Source organism: Kribbella sp. NPDC002412, from assembly GCF_053592935.1.
In genome coordinates, this window is the sequence record NZ_JBSFBL010000001.1 from 116,936 (window position 1) to 132,476 (window position 15,541).

The 15,541-nt window shown below is 69.4% G+C and carries 14 protein-coding genes; 9 read left to right on the forward strand and 5 right to left on the reverse strand.

Annotation, left to right across the window (positions count from 1 at the left end):
- The first annotated feature begins 141 nt into the window (after positions 1–141).
- From ACWCOV_RS00650 to ACWCOV_RS00660, 3 genes are read left to right on the forward strand one after another with little or no spacing between them, the layout of a single operon-like run.
- Positions 142–1,308 (forward strand): AI-2E family transporter, encoded by a 1,167-nt coding sequence (locus ACWCOV_RS00650; RefSeq protein ID WP_449827083.1) that lies wholly within the window; start codon positions 142–144, stop codon positions 1,306–1,308.
- Between the two features lie 10 nt (positions 1,309–1,318).
- On the forward strand, positions 1,319–1,930 hold the full coding sequence (locus ACWCOV_RS00655) for a hypothetical protein (RefSeq protein WP_449827084.1): 612 nt from the start codon (positions 1,319–1,321) through the stop codon (positions 1,928–1,930).
- Positions 1,927–3,204, forward strand: a complete 1,278-nt coding sequence (locus tag ACWCOV_RS00660; protein WP_449827085.1) for a cation:proton antiporter domain-containing protein — start codon at positions 1,927–1,929, stop codon at positions 3,202–3,204. The genes ACWCOV_RS00655 and ACWCOV_RS00660 overlap by 4 nt, the downstream gene beginning before the upstream one ends.
- Here ACWCOV_RS00660 and ACWCOV_RS00665 read toward each other — a convergent pair.
- Genes ACWCOV_RS00665 through ACWCOV_RS00675 form a run of 3 tightly spaced genes read right to left on the reverse strand, consistent with a single transcriptional unit; the run spans position 3,172 to position 5,311 of the window.
- A complete protein-coding gene (locus tag ACWCOV_RS00665) occupies positions 3,172–3,798 on the reverse strand; it encodes a phosphatase PAP2 family protein (protein WP_449827086.1) in 627 nt (208 codons plus the stop codon). The two genes, ACWCOV_RS00660 and ACWCOV_RS00665, sit on opposite strands and share 33 nt — an antisense overlap.
- Positions 3,795–4,013 carry an amphi-Trp domain-containing protein gene (locus tag ACWCOV_RS00670; protein WP_449827087.1) on the reverse strand — a complete coding sequence of 73 codons (219 nt, stop codon included), beginning with the start codon at positions 4,011–4,013 and terminating at the stop codon, positions 3,795–3,797. The genes ACWCOV_RS00665 and ACWCOV_RS00670 overlap by 4 nt, the downstream gene beginning before the upstream one ends.
- 17 nt (positions 4,014–4,030) lie before the next feature.
- A complete protein-coding gene (locus ACWCOV_RS00675) occupies positions 4,031–5,311 on the reverse strand; it encodes a diacylglycerol/lipid kinase family protein (protein ID WP_449827088.1) in 1,281 nt (426 codons plus the stop codon).
- A 201-nt stretch (positions 5,312–5,512) separates the two neighbouring features.
- Here ACWCOV_RS00675 and ACWCOV_RS00680 point away from each other — a divergent pair, with 201 nt between their 5' ends.
- The 4 genes from ACWCOV_RS00680 to ACWCOV_RS00695 are packed head-to-tail and all read left to right on the forward strand — an operon-like array spanning position 5,513 to position 12,598.
- Positions 5,513–7,024: a DUF2252 domain-containing protein gene (locus ACWCOV_RS00680; protein ID WP_449827089.1), complete on the forward strand. Its 1,512-nt coding sequence runs from the start codon at positions 5,513–5,515 to the stop codon at positions 7,022–7,024.
- 23 nt (positions 7,025–7,047) lie between these two features.
- Positions 7,048–9,867 carry a cation-translocating P-type ATPase gene (locus ACWCOV_RS00685; protein ID WP_449827090.1) on the forward strand — a complete coding sequence of 940 codons (2,820 nt, stop codon included), beginning with the start codon at positions 7,048–7,050 and terminating at the stop codon, positions 9,865–9,867.
- On the forward strand, positions 9,864–10,808 hold the full coding sequence (locus tag ACWCOV_RS00690; protein WP_449827091.1) for a polyphosphate kinase 2 family protein: 945 nt from the start codon (positions 9,864–9,866) through the stop codon (positions 10,806–10,808). Before ACWCOV_RS00685 ends, ACWCOV_RS00690 begins: the two co-directional genes overlap by 4 nt.
- 32 nt (positions 10,809–10,840) lie before the next feature.
- Complete coding sequence (locus ACWCOV_RS00695; protein ID WP_449827092.1) at positions 10,841–12,598, forward strand: SulP family inorganic anion transporter; 1,758 nt, start codon at positions 10,841–10,843, stop codon at positions 12,596–12,598.
- Positions 12,599–12,605: 7 nt separating this feature from the next.
- On the opposite strand, the gene ACWCOV_RS00700 is transcribed toward ACWCOV_RS00695, so the two are convergent.
- Positions 12,606–13,100 carry a DUF7144 family membrane protein gene (locus tag ACWCOV_RS00700; protein WP_449827093.1) on the reverse strand — a complete coding sequence of 165 codons (495 nt, stop codon included), beginning with the start codon at positions 13,098–13,100 and terminating at the stop codon, positions 12,606–12,608.
- A gap of 134 nt (positions 13,101–13,234) precedes the next feature.
- Positions 13,235–13,735 carry a DUF1269 domain-containing protein gene (locus ACWCOV_RS00705; protein ID WP_449827094.1) on the reverse strand — a complete coding sequence of 167 codons (501 nt, stop codon included), beginning with the start codon at positions 13,733–13,735 and terminating at the stop codon, positions 13,235–13,237.
- A gap of 122 nt (positions 13,736–13,857) precedes the next feature.
- Between ACWCOV_RS00705 and ACWCOV_RS00710 the strand changes: the two genes are divergently transcribed.
- Together ACWCOV_RS00710 and ACWCOV_RS00715 are read left to right on the forward strand one after the other, a co-directional pair.
- Entirely contained in the window at positions 13,858–14,229 is a 372-nt protein-coding gene (locus ACWCOV_RS00710) for a hypothetical protein (RefSeq protein ID WP_449827095.1), read from the forward strand.
- A complete protein-coding gene (locus ACWCOV_RS00715) occupies positions 14,226–15,536 on the forward strand; it encodes a hypothetical protein (RefSeq protein ID WP_449827096.1) in 1,311 nt (436 codons plus the stop codon). Before ACWCOV_RS00710 ends, ACWCOV_RS00715 begins: the two co-directional genes overlap by 4 nt.
- Positions 15,537–15,541: the final 5 nt, after the last annotated feature.

Genomic DNA, 15,541 nt, shown 5'->3' on the forward strand with positions numbered 1-15,541 from the left:
GTCCGGCGCCGCCTCACCCTGACCGGATGACCAGCCGCACCGGCAGCGGCGGTCGAGGATCATCCGGGGTGGGTGATGCTGCCCAGAACGATCTGAGTGATCTTCGAAGCCCGGGTGAGTCGGCGAGAGGGGGTTGCGACGATGTCCGCAGGCTCCACGGAGTCTCCCGACGGCCAGGTTCCGGCAGCAGATTCGGCGGCGGCCGCCTGGGCCCTTCCGCGCGGGGTGGTCGTCCTGCTCGGGACCGCGGGCGCGGTCCTGACGGCCGCCGGGCTGCGCGGGTTCGCGGACATCGCCGGGCCGGTCTTCCTCGCGCTCGTGCTGACGATCGCGGTGAGCCCGCTGCGCCGGCTACTCGTCCGGCGCGGAGTCAAGGGGTGGATCGCCGGACTGATCGCGCTCGTGACCGTGTACGTCTTCCTGCTCGGAATGGCAGCCGCGTTGGCCTACTCGGTTGCCAAGCTGGCGACTCTGCTGCCGACCTACGAGGACAAGTTCGCCGAGCTGGTCGACGACCTGCGCGGCTGGCTGGCCGACCGTGGCGTCGGCACCGAGCAACTCCAGGCCGCGCTGCAGGCGATCGACCTCGGTCAGTTCTTCGACGTCCTGCAAGGCTGGCTGAGCGGACTCCTCGGGGTCGTGTCGAGCCTGGGGCTCATCGTCGTCGTCCTGTTCTTCATGTGCATCGACGCAGCCCCGTTCGCGAACCGCCTGGGTGAGGCGGCGCGGATCCGGCCGGACATCGCCGGCGCGCTGACCGGCTTCGCCCGCAACACGACGCGCTACCTGATCGTCTCCACCGTCTTCGGACTGATCGTCGCCGTGTTCGACGTCGGAGTCCTCTACCTGCTGGACATCCCGCTGCCCTGGCTGTGGGGACTGCTCGCCTTCATCACCAACTACATCCCGAACGTCGGGTTCTTCATCGGAGTGGTGCCGCCGGCGATCCTGGGACTGCTCGACCAGGGCTGGTCGACGCTGCTGTGGGTGATCGTGGCCTACAGCGTCATCAACTTCATCATCCAGTCGATCATCCAGCCGAAGATCGTCGGCGACGCGGTCGGCCTGTCCACGACGCTGACGTTCCTCTCCCTGATCGTCTGGGCCTGGATCCTCGGCCCGGTGGGCGCGGTGCTGGCCATCCCGCTGTCGCTCCTGGTCAAAGCCCTCCTCCTGGACGCCGACCCGTCCACGCGCTGGCTCAGCGGCCTCATCTCCGGCGACCAGCTGCCGGAGCACGCCCCGGTCGCGGAGCCCGCAGAAGAAGAAGTCCAGCCTGGCGAAGTCGCCGCGGAGCAAGCCGGATGAGGAGATCACCATGTGGCGATCGGTGTTGCTGCTGAACGAGTTCCCGGACCACGACGTCCGGTCGTTGCAAGGCCTGCCCGGCAGCCTCTCGCCCGGCTCGCCCACTCTGGACCCGTCCGACGGAGCCGTGCTGATCGCACCCGGCCGCAGTCTGAGCTATGTCCTCGACACCCCACTCGAGGATGTCGTCGGGCTCAGTTGCCGGTTGCGGATCAGGCAATCCGATCCGGCCGTCACCTCGTCACTGCCGATCCTTCGCCTCGGGGACTCGTTCGACCTGCGGCTCGAACCGCTGACGGCCTTCCAGGCCCTGGTCCGGGTCCGGCTGCACCGGGTCTGGCACGACATCGGCCAGTTGCCGAACTCCATCTCCCGCTTCGCGGAACTGCGGTTCGACTGGCACACGAGCGGCAAGACCTTCCTGCGGGTGGACGGGCGACTCGTCGGCTACCACGATGCGTTGAGTCGAGGTTCCCGGCTCACGATCAAGGACATCACCTTCGGCTCGGCCGGGTCGCTGCCCACCGCACCTGACCAGCCCTACCAGCTGGGCGAGTTCTACGTCCGCGCGCTCAGCCCTCGCACCCGCTGGTCAAGGCGGCGTACGACTGCGCGGCAATGACCGAAGCCGCGTTCGCGGTACTCGCGCTCCTCGTCCTGGCGTGGGCCGTGACCTCGGATCTCCTGGCCACGGCGAACATCACCGGTCCGCTGGTCTTCACCGTCGCCGGCTACGTGCTGGGCAACCAGGACTGGGGACCGCTCACGCTGCAGGTAGGCGCCCCGTCGGTCCACCTGACCGCGGAGTTGACGCTGGCTCTGTTGTTGTTCGCCGACGCGGCCCGGGTCAACATCTCCCGGCTGAGGCGGGACATGTACCTCCCTGGGCGCCTGCTGGGCATCGGGCTACCGCTCTCGGTGGTCCTCGGATCGCTCCTGGCGGCTTGGCTGTTCGACGATTTCACCTGGGCGCTGGCGGGTTTCGTGGGCGCCACGCTGGCCCCCACCGATGCCGCTCTGAGCGCACAGGTCATCAACGACCAGCGAATCCCGATGCGCCTGCGTCGCGCCCTGAACGTGGAGAGTGGGCTCAACGACGGCATCGTGACCCCGATCGTCACCTTCACGATCGCCGTCGCCGCCGGACAGCTCGGAACCGCGCACCAGGACGGGATCTCCACCGACGGGGGCGGCGCACTGCTGGACCTGGCAGTCGGCGTCGTCATCGGTCTGGCGGTCGGCCTGGGCAGCGCCAGGCTCCTGACGATCGGTTCCCAGCGGCAGTGGGTCAGCACTGGCGCCCGGAGACTCGGCACGCTTGCGGCAGCGCTCAGCAGCTTCGCCCTCGCGGTCGCTTTCAGCGGCAACGGGTTCATCGCGGCCTTCGTGGCCGGCCTGGCGTTCCGGGGCGGCCTGGACGAAGAGGTGCTCGACGCGGACGACGCCGTCGAACTGCCCGAACTCCTCGGAGAGCTGCTGGCGTTCGTGGTCTGGTTCCTGTTCGGGGCCGCGCTGGTGCCGATCGCAGTCCACAACCTCGGCGTGCCGCTGATCGCGTACGCCGTACTGAGCCTGACTGTGGTTCGGATGGCACCGGTCGCCCTGGCCCTGATCGGCAAGGGACTGGACCTGCGCACGGTCGGCTTCGTCGGATGGTTCGGTCCTCGGGGACTCGCTTCGGTGGTGTTCGCCCTGCTCGCGATCGAGGAGCTGGGTGAGACCGAGATGGTGGAACGCGCCGTCGCCGCGGTGTCTCTCACCGTGCTGCTGAGTGTGGTGCTGCACGGCGTTTCGGCCGGACCGCTCGGCAGTCGGTACGTTCGCCTCGAGCAAGCCGACGACGACGTGAGCCCCGGCCCGCGCTCACGACGCCCCGCGCATCGCCGGCTGGGCTGAGGGCCGGCGGCGGAGCGCCAGCCGCGCGGCCAGTCGCCCTGACAGCACTCCGACGGTCGCCCCGACCAGAACGTCGCTCGGGTAATGCACTCCCGTGTAGACCCGGGAGAACGCGACGACCGAGGCAGCCACCCGAAGGGGCGGCCGGAGCGCGGGCAGCACGCCTCCGACCGCGACGGCGAAGGCCGCCGCGGACGCGGAGTGTCCGGACGGAAACGATCCGGAGGCCGGCATCCGCACCCAGCGCTGGACCGGCACGCCGTGGATGCGCCGATCGGGCCGGAGACGTTCCCTCGCCGCCTTCTTCATCGGCTGGTTCACCACCAGTGACGCTGCCCCGATCGCGGAGAGTCCCGCCAGCGCAGCGCGCCGCCCCCGGGAGCCGCCGAACAGCGCGAGGGCGCCGGCCACGAGAAACCACGGTTTGGAGAAGTCGGCGAAGCCGGACACCCGCCGCAGCGGCTCGTCCAGTACCGGCGTGGACATCCGCGCCACCGACCGGAACAGCGCGTGGTCGAAGTCCTCGAGGAGGCGCAGCGAGCCGGTCCCGTCAGGGCTTCGGTCAGCCGGTGGGCCCGACCTGGGTTCCGTCACCACGTGAGCTCGACCTCGAGCTCGCTGCCGTCGTCCCCGAGCTCGAACTCGACCTTCAGGCGCACCTCGTCAGGAACGTGCACCGTGATCCGCAGGCCGCCCCGCTCGAACTCGACGTTGTTGTCCTTGGCAAGCATGTCGGCGAGGGCACGCAGCCGCGCCGCGGCGGCCTCCCGGCTCATCGACTCCTTCGTCTCGACCTCGATCAGATCCATTGCTGGCCTCCAGTAGTTCAACTCGCCGGTCTCCGGTCCCGGCCGAGGGCGACGCGCACCAGTTCGGACAGGCCGGCGCGCAGGCCTTCGGGCGCCGTCGCCGACGGCGACGCTCCGGGGTGCTGGTGCGCGATCCGCACCCGGAGGACCCCGGGCCGGATCCGGAACCGCAGCGGCGCGTCGAGAACGAGGGCCTCCCCGTCGACCCCCGCGGGTAGCGGCCGATCGGCTTCGACCTCGAAGGTGGGGGCGGACCACTCGCGCCAAGGACGCTGAACGTGGCGCTCACCGCCGTCGGTGGGCGAACCGAGGACGGTGATGCCGAGCAGGCCGTCGTCGATGCGCGGTCGCGTGCCGGAACCGACCGCGCGGCCGAGTCGGTAGCGGTTGTTGGAGACCAGGACGGCCGCACCGCCGCGGTGCCCATCGCCCCCTGGACCGGTCCAGCGCATGTCGAGCTCGCTGCCCCCGGTACCGAGCGCGTCCGGCACGGTGTCGAGCAGGGTCCGGAGCTTGGCCTCGCGGTACCCGCTGCGCTGGACGGCTTCGGCGTACAGGCCGAGCGAGACGTTGTTGACGAACACCCGGCCGTTGACCTCGGCAAGGTCCACCAGCCGCTCGCCGCCGTCGACGAACGCGTCCAGGGCGCCGACGACGTCGTCCCGGTCGACCCCGAGGTCGAGTGCGAAGTGGTTGCGGGTGCCGGCCGGCACACAGGCGTAGGGCAGCGAGAGCTCGGCGGCGACCGCGGCGACGATCGCCTGCGAGCCGTCGCCGCCGGCCATCGCGAGTCCGTCGGCGCCCCGCGCGACCGCGCCGCGGACCAGGGTTTCGAGATCGTCCCCGGCCTTCAGCTCGATCGGCTCGATCCCACGGGCCCGCGCCTCCTTGGCCAGCGCGAAGCGTTCGGCCTTGCCGCCGCCGGAGCGCGGGTTGAAGAACAGCACGGGATGCTGTGGCGCGGGTACCCGCGGCAGCTCCACCCGCGTAGTGAAGCTGGCTCGCGTCGCGGCCAGAGTCACCAGGAGCCCAGCCAGGACGATGAGGTCGACGCCGAACTTCCCACCCACGACAATCAGGATCACCGCCCCGACCAGAGCCAGACCGCCGATGTACAGCCCCGCCGCGCGGGCGATTCCTCTGCGCAGCGCGCCGTACCAGGCCGCAACGGCGGCGATCACCACGCAGGCCAGCACACCGAGGCCACGCGGAAACTCGCTGACGGCGACCACGACAGCGAGCACAGCAGTCGCCGCCCCCACCACCAGCGCCACAACGGCCGCAACCCGTCGCTTCATGGAACCCACCCCACACCCATCCGCTCCACCAGGACATCCCACACCCGGGATGAATCCGCCGCCACCGGACGGCCGGTGATCGTCCATCAGGGGTGATGCGGCGGCCCGGGTTCTGCTGAATCGTCGGCGCCGTACGCGGATCGCCGGGTGGGTACCCGGCTCGCCCGGCGAGTCGCGCCTGCGACAGAGAGGCGGCCGGTCATGTCGGCGAAAGTTCACCATTTGACGCTGGAGGAGCGCCGGGCCCGCGGTCTCGAGGCTCGCACCCGTACGAAGCCGGACAGTCACGCCGGATGGCAGCCGGCCGCGGACCGGCCGGACCCGGTGGCCCTCATCGAGGAGCAGAACCTTCGCCGGGACGCGGACCTGGTGCCGGTGCGGCACGGCCGGATGATGGTCTCGCCGTTCACGTTCTACCGGGGCGCCGCCAAGATCATGGCCGTCGACCTCGCCGAGACACCGACGGCCGGTCTCGAGGTCCAGCTGTGCGGGGACGCCCACCTGTCGAACTTCGGCGTCTTCGCCTCCCCGGAGCGAACGCTCGTGTTCGACATCAACGACTTCGACGAGACGCTTCCGGGCCCGTTCGAGTACGACGTCAAGCGGCTGGCGGCGAGTTTCATGGTGGCGGCGCAGAACAACGGCTGCTCGGCGCCGGACACTCGTGCGATCACGCGGGCCTGTGTCGCCTCCTACCGGGAGGCGATGGCCGAGTTCGCCGCCATGAAGACTCTCGACGTGTGGTACGCCCACACCTCCGAGGAGCAGATCAAGCAGTCGGTGGAGTCCTTCCTGGCCGGCGTCGGCGACAAGGGCAAGGACAAAGGCAAGGACAAAGGATCCAAGAAGGGCAAGCACAAGGTCACCGGGGCGGCGGACAGCACGACCGAGATGACGCCGAAGCAGGTGAAAGAGGCCCAGAAACGCTTCGCGAAGAACGCGCTGAAGGCGCACTCCCGCAACAGCGAGCAGGCCCTGTCCAAGCTCAGCGAAGAGGTCGACGGACACTACCGGATCGCCAGCGTCCCGCCGGTGATCGTCCCCATGCGCGAGCTCCACGCGACGTACGGCCTGGAGCCCGGGGCACTCGAGGAAGTCATCGTCGACCAGTTCCGGGGGTACCGCTCCAGTCTTCGGCTCGACCTGAGGCAACTGCTGGAGCGGTACGAGCTCATCGACCTGGCACGTAAGGTCGTCGGCGTCGGCAGCGTCGGAACCCGGGCGTTCATCATCCTCCTGCAGGGCCGTGACCGCAGCGATCCGCTGTTCCTCCAGGTCAAGGAAGCCACCAGGTCGGTGCTCGAAGGGCCGTTGCGCAAGAGCGTGTTCAAGAACGCGGGCGAGCGGGTGGTCCAGGGCCAGCGGTTGATGCAGGCCAGCAGCGACATCTTCCTGGGCTGGTCCAAGGGTGTCGAGGCCGACCGCTACTACTACTGGCGCCAACTGCGGGACATGAAGGGCTCAGCGCTGGTGGAGCTGATGGAGCCGGCGACGCTGGCCTTCTACGGACGCACGTGCGGATGGACCCTGGCGCGCGCCCACGCCCGGTCCGGCGATCCGGTCGCCATCGCTGCCTACCTCGGCGAGGACGACGCCTTCGACACGGCGATCATCGATTTCTCCGAGCGCTACGCGGCCCAGAACGACCAGGACTTCGCCGATTTCATCAAGGCCATCAGCTCGAACCGGATCGACGCCATCCAGCAGGTCTGACGTCGGCGCGAGGGGAGATACGCGTGAGTGAGACCGACACGACCGGCATGGCCACGTCACCGGCGACCGGCGCCGGGAAAGCGCCGTACATGCTCGCTGCCGAGGTGGTGGTCGCGGCGGCCGGCTCCGACACCGGCTCGGGACTGTCCGCGGCCGAGGCGGCCGGCCGGCTCTCGTCGTACGGTCCGAACGAGATCCCAGCGGAGAAGCCGCCCGCCTTCTGGGCCATCGCGGCCCAGCAACTGCGCGACCCGATGAACATCATGCTGATCGCGGTCGTCGTCGTCAGCCTGGTGATCGGCGAGCTCTCCACCGGGATCATCGTCGCGTTGCTCATCCTGCTGAACGTCGGGCTCGGCACCCGCCAGGAGCTGACGGCCCGGGCGAGCGTCGACGCTCTCGCCACCCTGCAGGTGCCGCAAGCGCGGGTCGTCCGCGACGGCGAGGTCACGATGATCGCTGCCACCCAGGTGGTTCCGGGCGACATCGTGCAGGTCGAGGCAGGCGACATCGTGCCCGCCGACGGACGGATCGTCCGGTCCGCGACGCTGGAGGCGCAGGAGGCCGCGCTGACGGGGGAAAGCGCACCGATTGCCAAGGGCACCAGCGCGCTGGCTTCCCCCGACGTCGGGCTGGGCGACCAGACCAACATGCTGTTCCAGAGCACCTCCGTGACCCGGGGCACCGGCGCGATCGTGGTCACCGCGACCGGGATGCAGACGCAGATGGGGCGGATCGCCTCGATGCTCACCTCGGTGAAGCGCACCCGGTCGCCACTGCAACGGGAGCTCGACTCGCTCACGAAGGTGCTCGGGATGATCGCCTGGGGAGCGGTCGCGGTCATCGTGGTGGTCGGCCTGATCCGCGGGATGCCGGGCAAGGACCTGCTGCTGCTCGGCACCGCGATGGCCATCTCGGCCATGCCGACCGGCATGCCCGCGTTCGTCTCCGGCCTGCTCTCGCTCGGCGCGCGGCAGCTGGCCGACGCGAAAGCCGTGGTGAAGAACCTCACCGACGTCGAGACCCTCGGTGCGACGAGTGCGATCAACACCGACAAGACGGGGACGCTGACGCTGAACCAGATGATGGTGTCGACCTTGTACGCGAGCGGCACCTGGTTCACCGTCGACGGGGAGGGATACCGCAAGAGCGGCGCGATCCGTTCGGTGGCCGGCGTCCCGGTTCCCGACTTCACCCGCCTCGGCCTCGGACTGGCCCTCGACAGCGACGCAGTGGTCGACGACGCCGGTTCGGTGATCGGCGACCCGACCGAGGCGGCGCTGGTGGTGCTCGCGGCGAAACTCGGCATCGACGCGGAGGAGACACGGCGAAACTACCCGCGGCTGGCGGAGGTTCCGTTCGACTCCGAGTACAAGTTCATGGCGACGTTCCACCGGGTGACCGTCGACGGCGCCGAGCACGTCATCGAGCTGGTCAAGGGCGCGCCGGACGTCGTCGTCGCACGCTGCAGCCACGCGGGTGGACCGCTCAGCGGCTCGCAGGTCCCGATCGCGCAGTCGCGGCAGGGCATCGACGAGGCCAACACCCGGATGGGACAGAAGGGCCTGCGCGTCCTCGCGTTCGCGGCCCGCCTGGTGACCGGCGACGAGCTCACCACGATGACCGGAGACCCGATGTCGTTGACCACCGGGCTGTCCTTCGTCGGGCTGGCGGGCATCATCGACCCGCTGCGCACGGAGGCGAAGAGCGCGGTCCGTACGGCGCTCACCGCCGGCATCGACGTACGCATGATCACCGGCGACCATGCGGTCACGGCGCAGGCGATCGGCGCGGACCTGGGCCTCGGACCCGGCGCGATCAGCGGCCCGGAACTGCAGGCGCTCACCGACGAGCAACTCAAGCAGCGGCTGCCCGAGCTGCACGTGTTCGGGCGGGTCACCCCCGAGGACAAGCTGCGTCTCGCCCAGGCCATGCAGGAGCAGGGCATGATCGTCGCGATGACCGGCGACGCGGTCAACGACGCGGCAGCTCTCAAGCAGGCTGACATCGGAGTGGCGATGGGAAGCGGCAGCGAGGTGACCAAGCAGGCCGCGCGGATGGTGCTCACCGACGACAACTTCGGCACCCTCGTCCACGCCGTGGAGATCGGCCGGCGCGTCTACGACAAAGTCGTCTCGTACGTCCGGTACCAGATGACCCAGCTGCTGGCGCTGGTCCTGCTCTTCCTCGCCGCCACCGTGTTCGACATCAACGACGGGGTGGCGATGACGCCGTCCATGGTGCTCTTCCTGCTGTTCTTCGCCACGGCCGTCGGTGTCGTGGTCATCGCTGTCGACCCCGGCGATCCCGATGTCATGCACCGCCCGCCGCGCGATCCCGGTGTGCCGATCACCAATCGGAGCGCTGTGATCAGGTGGGTCGGCTACGCCTTCGTGCTCTTCCTGGCAGCGGCCGCGCCGCTGGTGGCGGGGCCGGACGAGCCGAGTACGGCGCAGGGCACCGTGTCGATGACGATGACGTTCGTCGTGATGGGTCTGGGGACGACGTTCAACGCGGTGGTCAACCGGCGCGCCCCGGCCAGCGGCTTGACGCCGCCGATCGTGAAGGCGCTGGGCATCGGCCTGATCCCCGTCGTACTGCTGTTCCTGGCGACCGAGCTCCCGACGCTCCAGGGCGGCCTGCTCACGGTCGCGCTCAGTCCGCGCCAGTGGCTCACCTCCTTCGGCTTGGCCGCGCTGCTCCCGATCGTCGTCGAGCTGGACAAGCTGCTCACCCGGCGTGGGCAGCGGACGCCGGCGACGCTCAGCCCCGAACACGCCCTCGCGCCGGCCCGGGCCCGGCACACACCGCCGACGCCTGCAGAGGTAGGGAGCAGAGAATGACATCTCGTGAGCGACGGATCGCCGACTTCATCGCGCCGTTCCGCGTCGAACCGGGGTCGAAGGTCAATCTGGCCAAGGACTTCGAGCCGGACTTCAAGGGCACGATCCAGTCGAAGAAGCGCGGCCGCAAACTGCTGGTCCAGGGGACGGAGCTGTTGTCGGAGTACCAGTCCCGGCTGTACGCCCAGCACACCCACGGTGTGCTGGTGGTCCTGCAAGCGCTCGACGCCGGCGGGAAGGACGGCACGATCCGCCACGTCATGACCGGGGTCAACCCACAGGGTGTGTCGGTGCACAGCTTCAAGGTCCCCTCCAGCGAGGAGCTCGACCACGACTACCTGTGGCGCTACGGACTGCGGTTGCCGGCCCGCGGCGAGATCGGGATCTTCAACCGCTCGCACTACGAGGAGGTGCTGGTCGTCCGCGTGCACCCCGAACTCCTCGACCGTCAGCGGCTTCCGCGCGGCACCCGCAAAGGCATCTGGAAACGGCGTTACCACGAGATCAACGAGTGGGAGCGGGCGCTCAGCGACAACGGCACCAAGATCGTGAAGCTCTTCCTGAACCTCTCCCAGGAGGAGCAGCGGATCCGCTTCCTGCGGCGCATCGACCTCCGCGACCACAACTGGAAGTTCTCCGCGGCCGACATTCGGGAGCGCGAGTACTGGGACGACTACCAGCGTGCGTTCTCGCGGATGCTGTCCAGCACCAGCACCGAGTGGGCGCCCTGGTACGTGATTCCGGCCGACCGCAAGTGGTACGCGCGCATCGCCGCCGCCGCGGTGCTCGCCAACACGCTGATCGAGCTCGATCCGCGCTATCCGACGGTCAGCGAGGAAGCACGCGACGCGCTGCAGGAGATCAAGGTGACCCTTGAGAAGCAGGCGCCCGAGGGGGCTGCGGCCGATCCGTTCGCGGGGCGAGCAGACCGATCGGCCTGACCACCATGGCCGCAGTCACCGACCGTCCGGACGTGAAACAGCCTTGGTGGCAGGAGTACGTGCCCGGTGTGGGAATGGCCAGGTCGTACCAGCGGACCTGGCTGCCGCGGGACGTCGTCGCCGGCCTCGTGCTCTCGGCACTGCTGGTGCCCCAGGGGATGGCGTACGCCGAACTGGCCGGCCTGCCACCGGTCACCGGGCTCTACACCTCGATCCTGTGCCTGCTCGGCTACGCGGTCTTCGGGCCGTCCAGGGTGCTGGTGCTCGGGCCCGACTCGTCCCTGGGACCGATGATCGCGGCAACGATCGCGCCACTCCTGCTCGCCAACGGCGATCCCGCGCGCGCCGTCGCGCTGGCGTCGATGCTGGCCGTGATGGTCGGTGTGGTGATGACGGTCGCCGGAGTGGCCAGGTTCGGGTTCGTGGCGGATCTGTTGTCCAAGCCGACCCAGATCGGCTACATGAACGGGCTCGCGCTGACCATCGTCATCGGTCAGCTGGACAAGCTGTTCGGCTTCTCGGTCGACGCCGAAGGGCTGGTGGCCGAGACGCGCGACTTCTTCACGGGGCTGGCGGACGGCGCGGCGAACGCGACGGCCGCGATCCTCGGGATCGGCTCGCTCGCCGGCATCCTGCTGCTGAATCGGCTGCTGCCCAAACTGCCGAGCGTCCTGATCGTCGTGGTGGTGGCCGCTGTGCTGGTCAACGCGCTCGACCTGGAGGATCAGGACGTCGACACGGTCGGGGTGCTCCCCCAGGGTTTCCCGCCCTTCACGATCCCGGCGGTGAGCTGGAGCGACCTGCCGACGCTGCTTGCCGGGGCGTTCGCCATCGCCGTCGTCGCGCTCGCCGACACGATGTCCACGGCCTCGGCGTTCGCCGCGCGCAAAGGCGATCGGGTGCGCGGCAACCAGGAGATGGTCGGCATCGGCGCCGCCAACATCGCGGCCGGGTTGTTCCAGGGCTTCCCGGTCAGCACCAGCGGGTCCCGCACCGCCGTGGCCGAGCAGGCCGGGTCCCGGTCCCAGGTGACCGGCATCGTCGGCGCCGGGATGATCACCGTGGTGCTGGTCTTCGCCACCTCACTGATGCAGTACGTGCCCCAGCCGACGCTGGGCGCGATCGTCATCGCGGCCGCGCTGTCGCTGGCCGACATCGCCGGTACGCGCCGGCTGTGGCACCAGCGCCGTACCGAGTTCGCACTGTCCGTCATCGCGCTCCTCGGAGTGGCCTTCCTGGGAGTGCTGCCCGGCATCCTCATCGCCGTGGCTCTGTCGATCCTGAACGTCTTCCGCCGCGTCTGGTGGCCGCACGCGGCCGAGCTCGGCCGGGTGGACGGGATCGCGGGCCTGCACGACACCGAGAGCTACCCCGACGCCCAATTGCTGCCCGGGCTGGTCGTCTACCGCTTCGACGCACCGCTGATCTTCGCGAACGCGCGGATGTTCAGTGACAAGGTGCGGGAGATCGCCGAGGACCAGCCCGAGCTCACCTGGATCATCGTGGCCGCAGAGCCGATCACCGACGTCGACACCACCGCGTCCGACATGCTGCAGGAACTGGACTCGTGGCTGAACGCCCGCGGTGTGTCCCTGGTCTTCGCGGAGATGAAGGATCCGGTGCGGGCGAAGATCGAGCGGTACGAGCTCACCCGCACGATCGATCCGGCGCACTTCCTCCCGACGCTCGACGACGCGGTCGCGCAGTACCGGCAACAGACCGGTGCGAACTGGCGCGATCCGCATCGGGAGGCAGACGACGGGGGCTCCCGGCAGGGAGCCCCCGGGTAACCTCCAGTCAGCTCATCGGAGGAACACGTTGCTCCGACGCCGCGGGCTTGGCCTCCTCCTCCTGGCCGTTCCAGGCCACGCCGTCCATGCTGCCGTGCCTGCCGATCCGGTCGCGGACGTCGGACCAACGGGCGGTCAGCGCGTACAGCACCACGATGTCCAGCGCGACCATCAGCAGCGACCAGACCGGGTAAGCGCCGAGCGACAGGATCTGGAGCACGGCGTGCAGGCACACGACCACGATCGCCGTGATCCTGGCCCACGTCTGCGCCAGCAGCAGTCCGCCGCCGACGGCCAGCAGGATCAGGCCGGAGATCAGCAGGAACCATCCCCACCCGGTCACGTCCACGAAGATCAGCTTGTCCGGCGTGATCACCAATCGCTCGTCGTCGAACAGAGCAACGAGTCCCTGGAAGACGTTGACCAGTCCTGTTATGACCAGCATCACGCCGGCGAACACGACGAAGCCGGCCATGGCCGCCCCGCCCCGTTGCGCAGTCATCTTTGGCATCTCCTCCCGTTGCATCGGCCGCCGCCGGAATCGGCGGCGGCCCTGTCTCTGGATGCTGTCTCCCGTCCCGCGCGTGCGCCTCACCCCAAGCGGATGAGGCCCGGAGCCGGGCGTTGCGCTCGGCGCTACTGGGCGGCCTTCTTGACGTCCTCCACACTGTCTGCGTCGACCTCGTGCTTGGTGAGCTTGTCCGCGTGCGCCAGCGCCTTGTCGGCCTTCGTGACCCACGTTGCCTCGAACAGCGCGACGATGCCCGAACTGTTCGCCGGCAAGGTGTCCTCGACGTCGGCCTCGATCGCCGCCTTCTCCCGGTGGGACTTGAGGCCACCGATGCCCAGTCCGGCGCCCGCCCCGACCAGCGCGCCCGCCAGCAGGCTGGGTGGGAAGATGAGACCGATCAGCGCACCACCGACGGCCCCCAGGGCTGCGCCTCTGCGGGCCGTGTGGAAGTCGTCGTCGACCGTGATCTTGCCGTCGGCCCCGCGGCTGACGAGGACGAGCCCCTCGACCTTGACCAGATCGTCGGAAGCAGCTTGTTTGATGGCGTCCCAGTCACCTCGCGCTGCCTCCGCATCCGCGTAGGCGGCGATGTACAGGACGACGGGAGCGTTGTCGTCGGATCCCATGGGTCTCTCCTCTCCATCGGGCGACCGGTCCGCCGGACCGGTCGTTGTCACGGTGCCGCCGGCTCCGGCGGAACGCCTCACCCCGGGCGGACGAGGCGCGCCGCCGAGTTCACCCCGCCCGGATGATGCTCGCCGTCGACGCCCGCGCAACGATCCAGATCGACGATGTCCGGCTGTGCGCGAGGAGGATCGACATGGGGTGCTTCTTCATCCTGCTTGCCGGGGTCTTCCCGCGCTTTGCGCTGTTCATCGTGTGGGTGGCGCGCCCCAGGCTGGTCGACGCCGCGTTCGACTCGTGGATCTGGCCGCTCCTCGGGATCGTCTTCCTGCCCTTCGCGACGCTGATGTACGTCATTCTCTACACCGACGGCGGCCTGACCGGGTCCGATTGGTTCTGGGTGGCCTTCGCCGGTCTTCTCGACGTCGTGCACTGGGTTTCCGGCGCGCTGCAGCGCCGGCAGCGGGCCGGCTATCCAGGAGGTGTCCAGGCGTGAGCAGCATGTCCGGTCCAGACCCCACGCTGCCCGGTCCGGAGCGCAGCGCGCCCGCCCAGGCGCCGCCCGCCGAGCGGCCGTCCAGAGGACGTTCGGCCGCGGTGATCATCTGTTTGTTCCTGGCGGCGTTGCTGACGACACCCGCAGCGGTCGCGTACTGGGGACAACGCACCCTGAACGACACCACCCGCTACGTGAACACCGTCGGCCCGCTGGTGAACTCACCCGAGGTGCAGGACGCCATCGCGACGAAGGTCACCACCGCGATCGAGCAGCAGGTCGACATCGAGGCGATGCTCAACGAGGTGTTCGCCGGCGTCGTCACCGACCGGCCCCGGCTGCAGCGGCTGGTCGGGCCGCTGGCCGCCGCGATCAACAGCCTGATCGACCGCCAGGTCCGCGAGTTCCTCGCCTCGGACGAGTTCGCCGACCTCTGGACCGCCGTCAACACCCGGGCTCAACAGGCCCTCCAGCGCGTGCTGGCCGGTGACCAGTCGGGCGCCATCCGGCTCCAGGACGACCAGATCGTCCTCGACGTCTCCGAGGTCATCGAACGGGTCAAGCAACGCCTCGTCGACCGGGGACTCACGATCGTGCAGAACATCCCGATCCCCGACGTCGACAAACAGATCGTGTTGATGGACGCACCGCAGCTGAGGCAGATCAAGACCATCTACGCGTTCGCGAACCCGCTGGCCCAGTGGCTGCTCGTGGCAGTGGCGGGGCTCTACCTCATCGCACTCGTACTCTCCCGCAATCGCGCGCGAACGACGGTGGTCATCGGGGCGGTGCTGGCAGCGAACGCGCTGCTGCTGGCGCTGGCGCTGTCCGTCGGCCGGCAACTGTTCATCGACGCCTTGGCGGGTACGTCGTTCGGTGTCGCAAGCGCTGTCTTCTACGACACGCTGCTTGCCTACCTCGAGCGCGGTCGCCAGGTGTTCCTCTGGCTGGGACTGATCCTGGTCGCCGTCGGCTGGTTCGCCGGTTCCAACAGGTACGGGACCGCGGTGCGCACTGGCGTCAGCGGCGGCCTGGAGCGCATCGGCGGCGCCCTGACCGGCAGCCCGGTCGGCGACGCGGGCCGATGGGTCGCGCCCAACGCCCGGTGGTTGCGCGTGGCGGTCGCCCTGCTGGGCGTCGTCGTACTGCTCTGGGGCAACGATGTCTCACTCTCGCGGCTGTTCTGGTCGCTCGTCCTCGTTGCCGGCTTGCTGGCCGTCCTGCAGGTTCTGGTCGGCGCGGGCAGGTCGACGACCGGCTCCCCGCTGTCGCCGGGAGAGGCGGCCGTCCCCGGACCCGCGAAGTAGCCGGC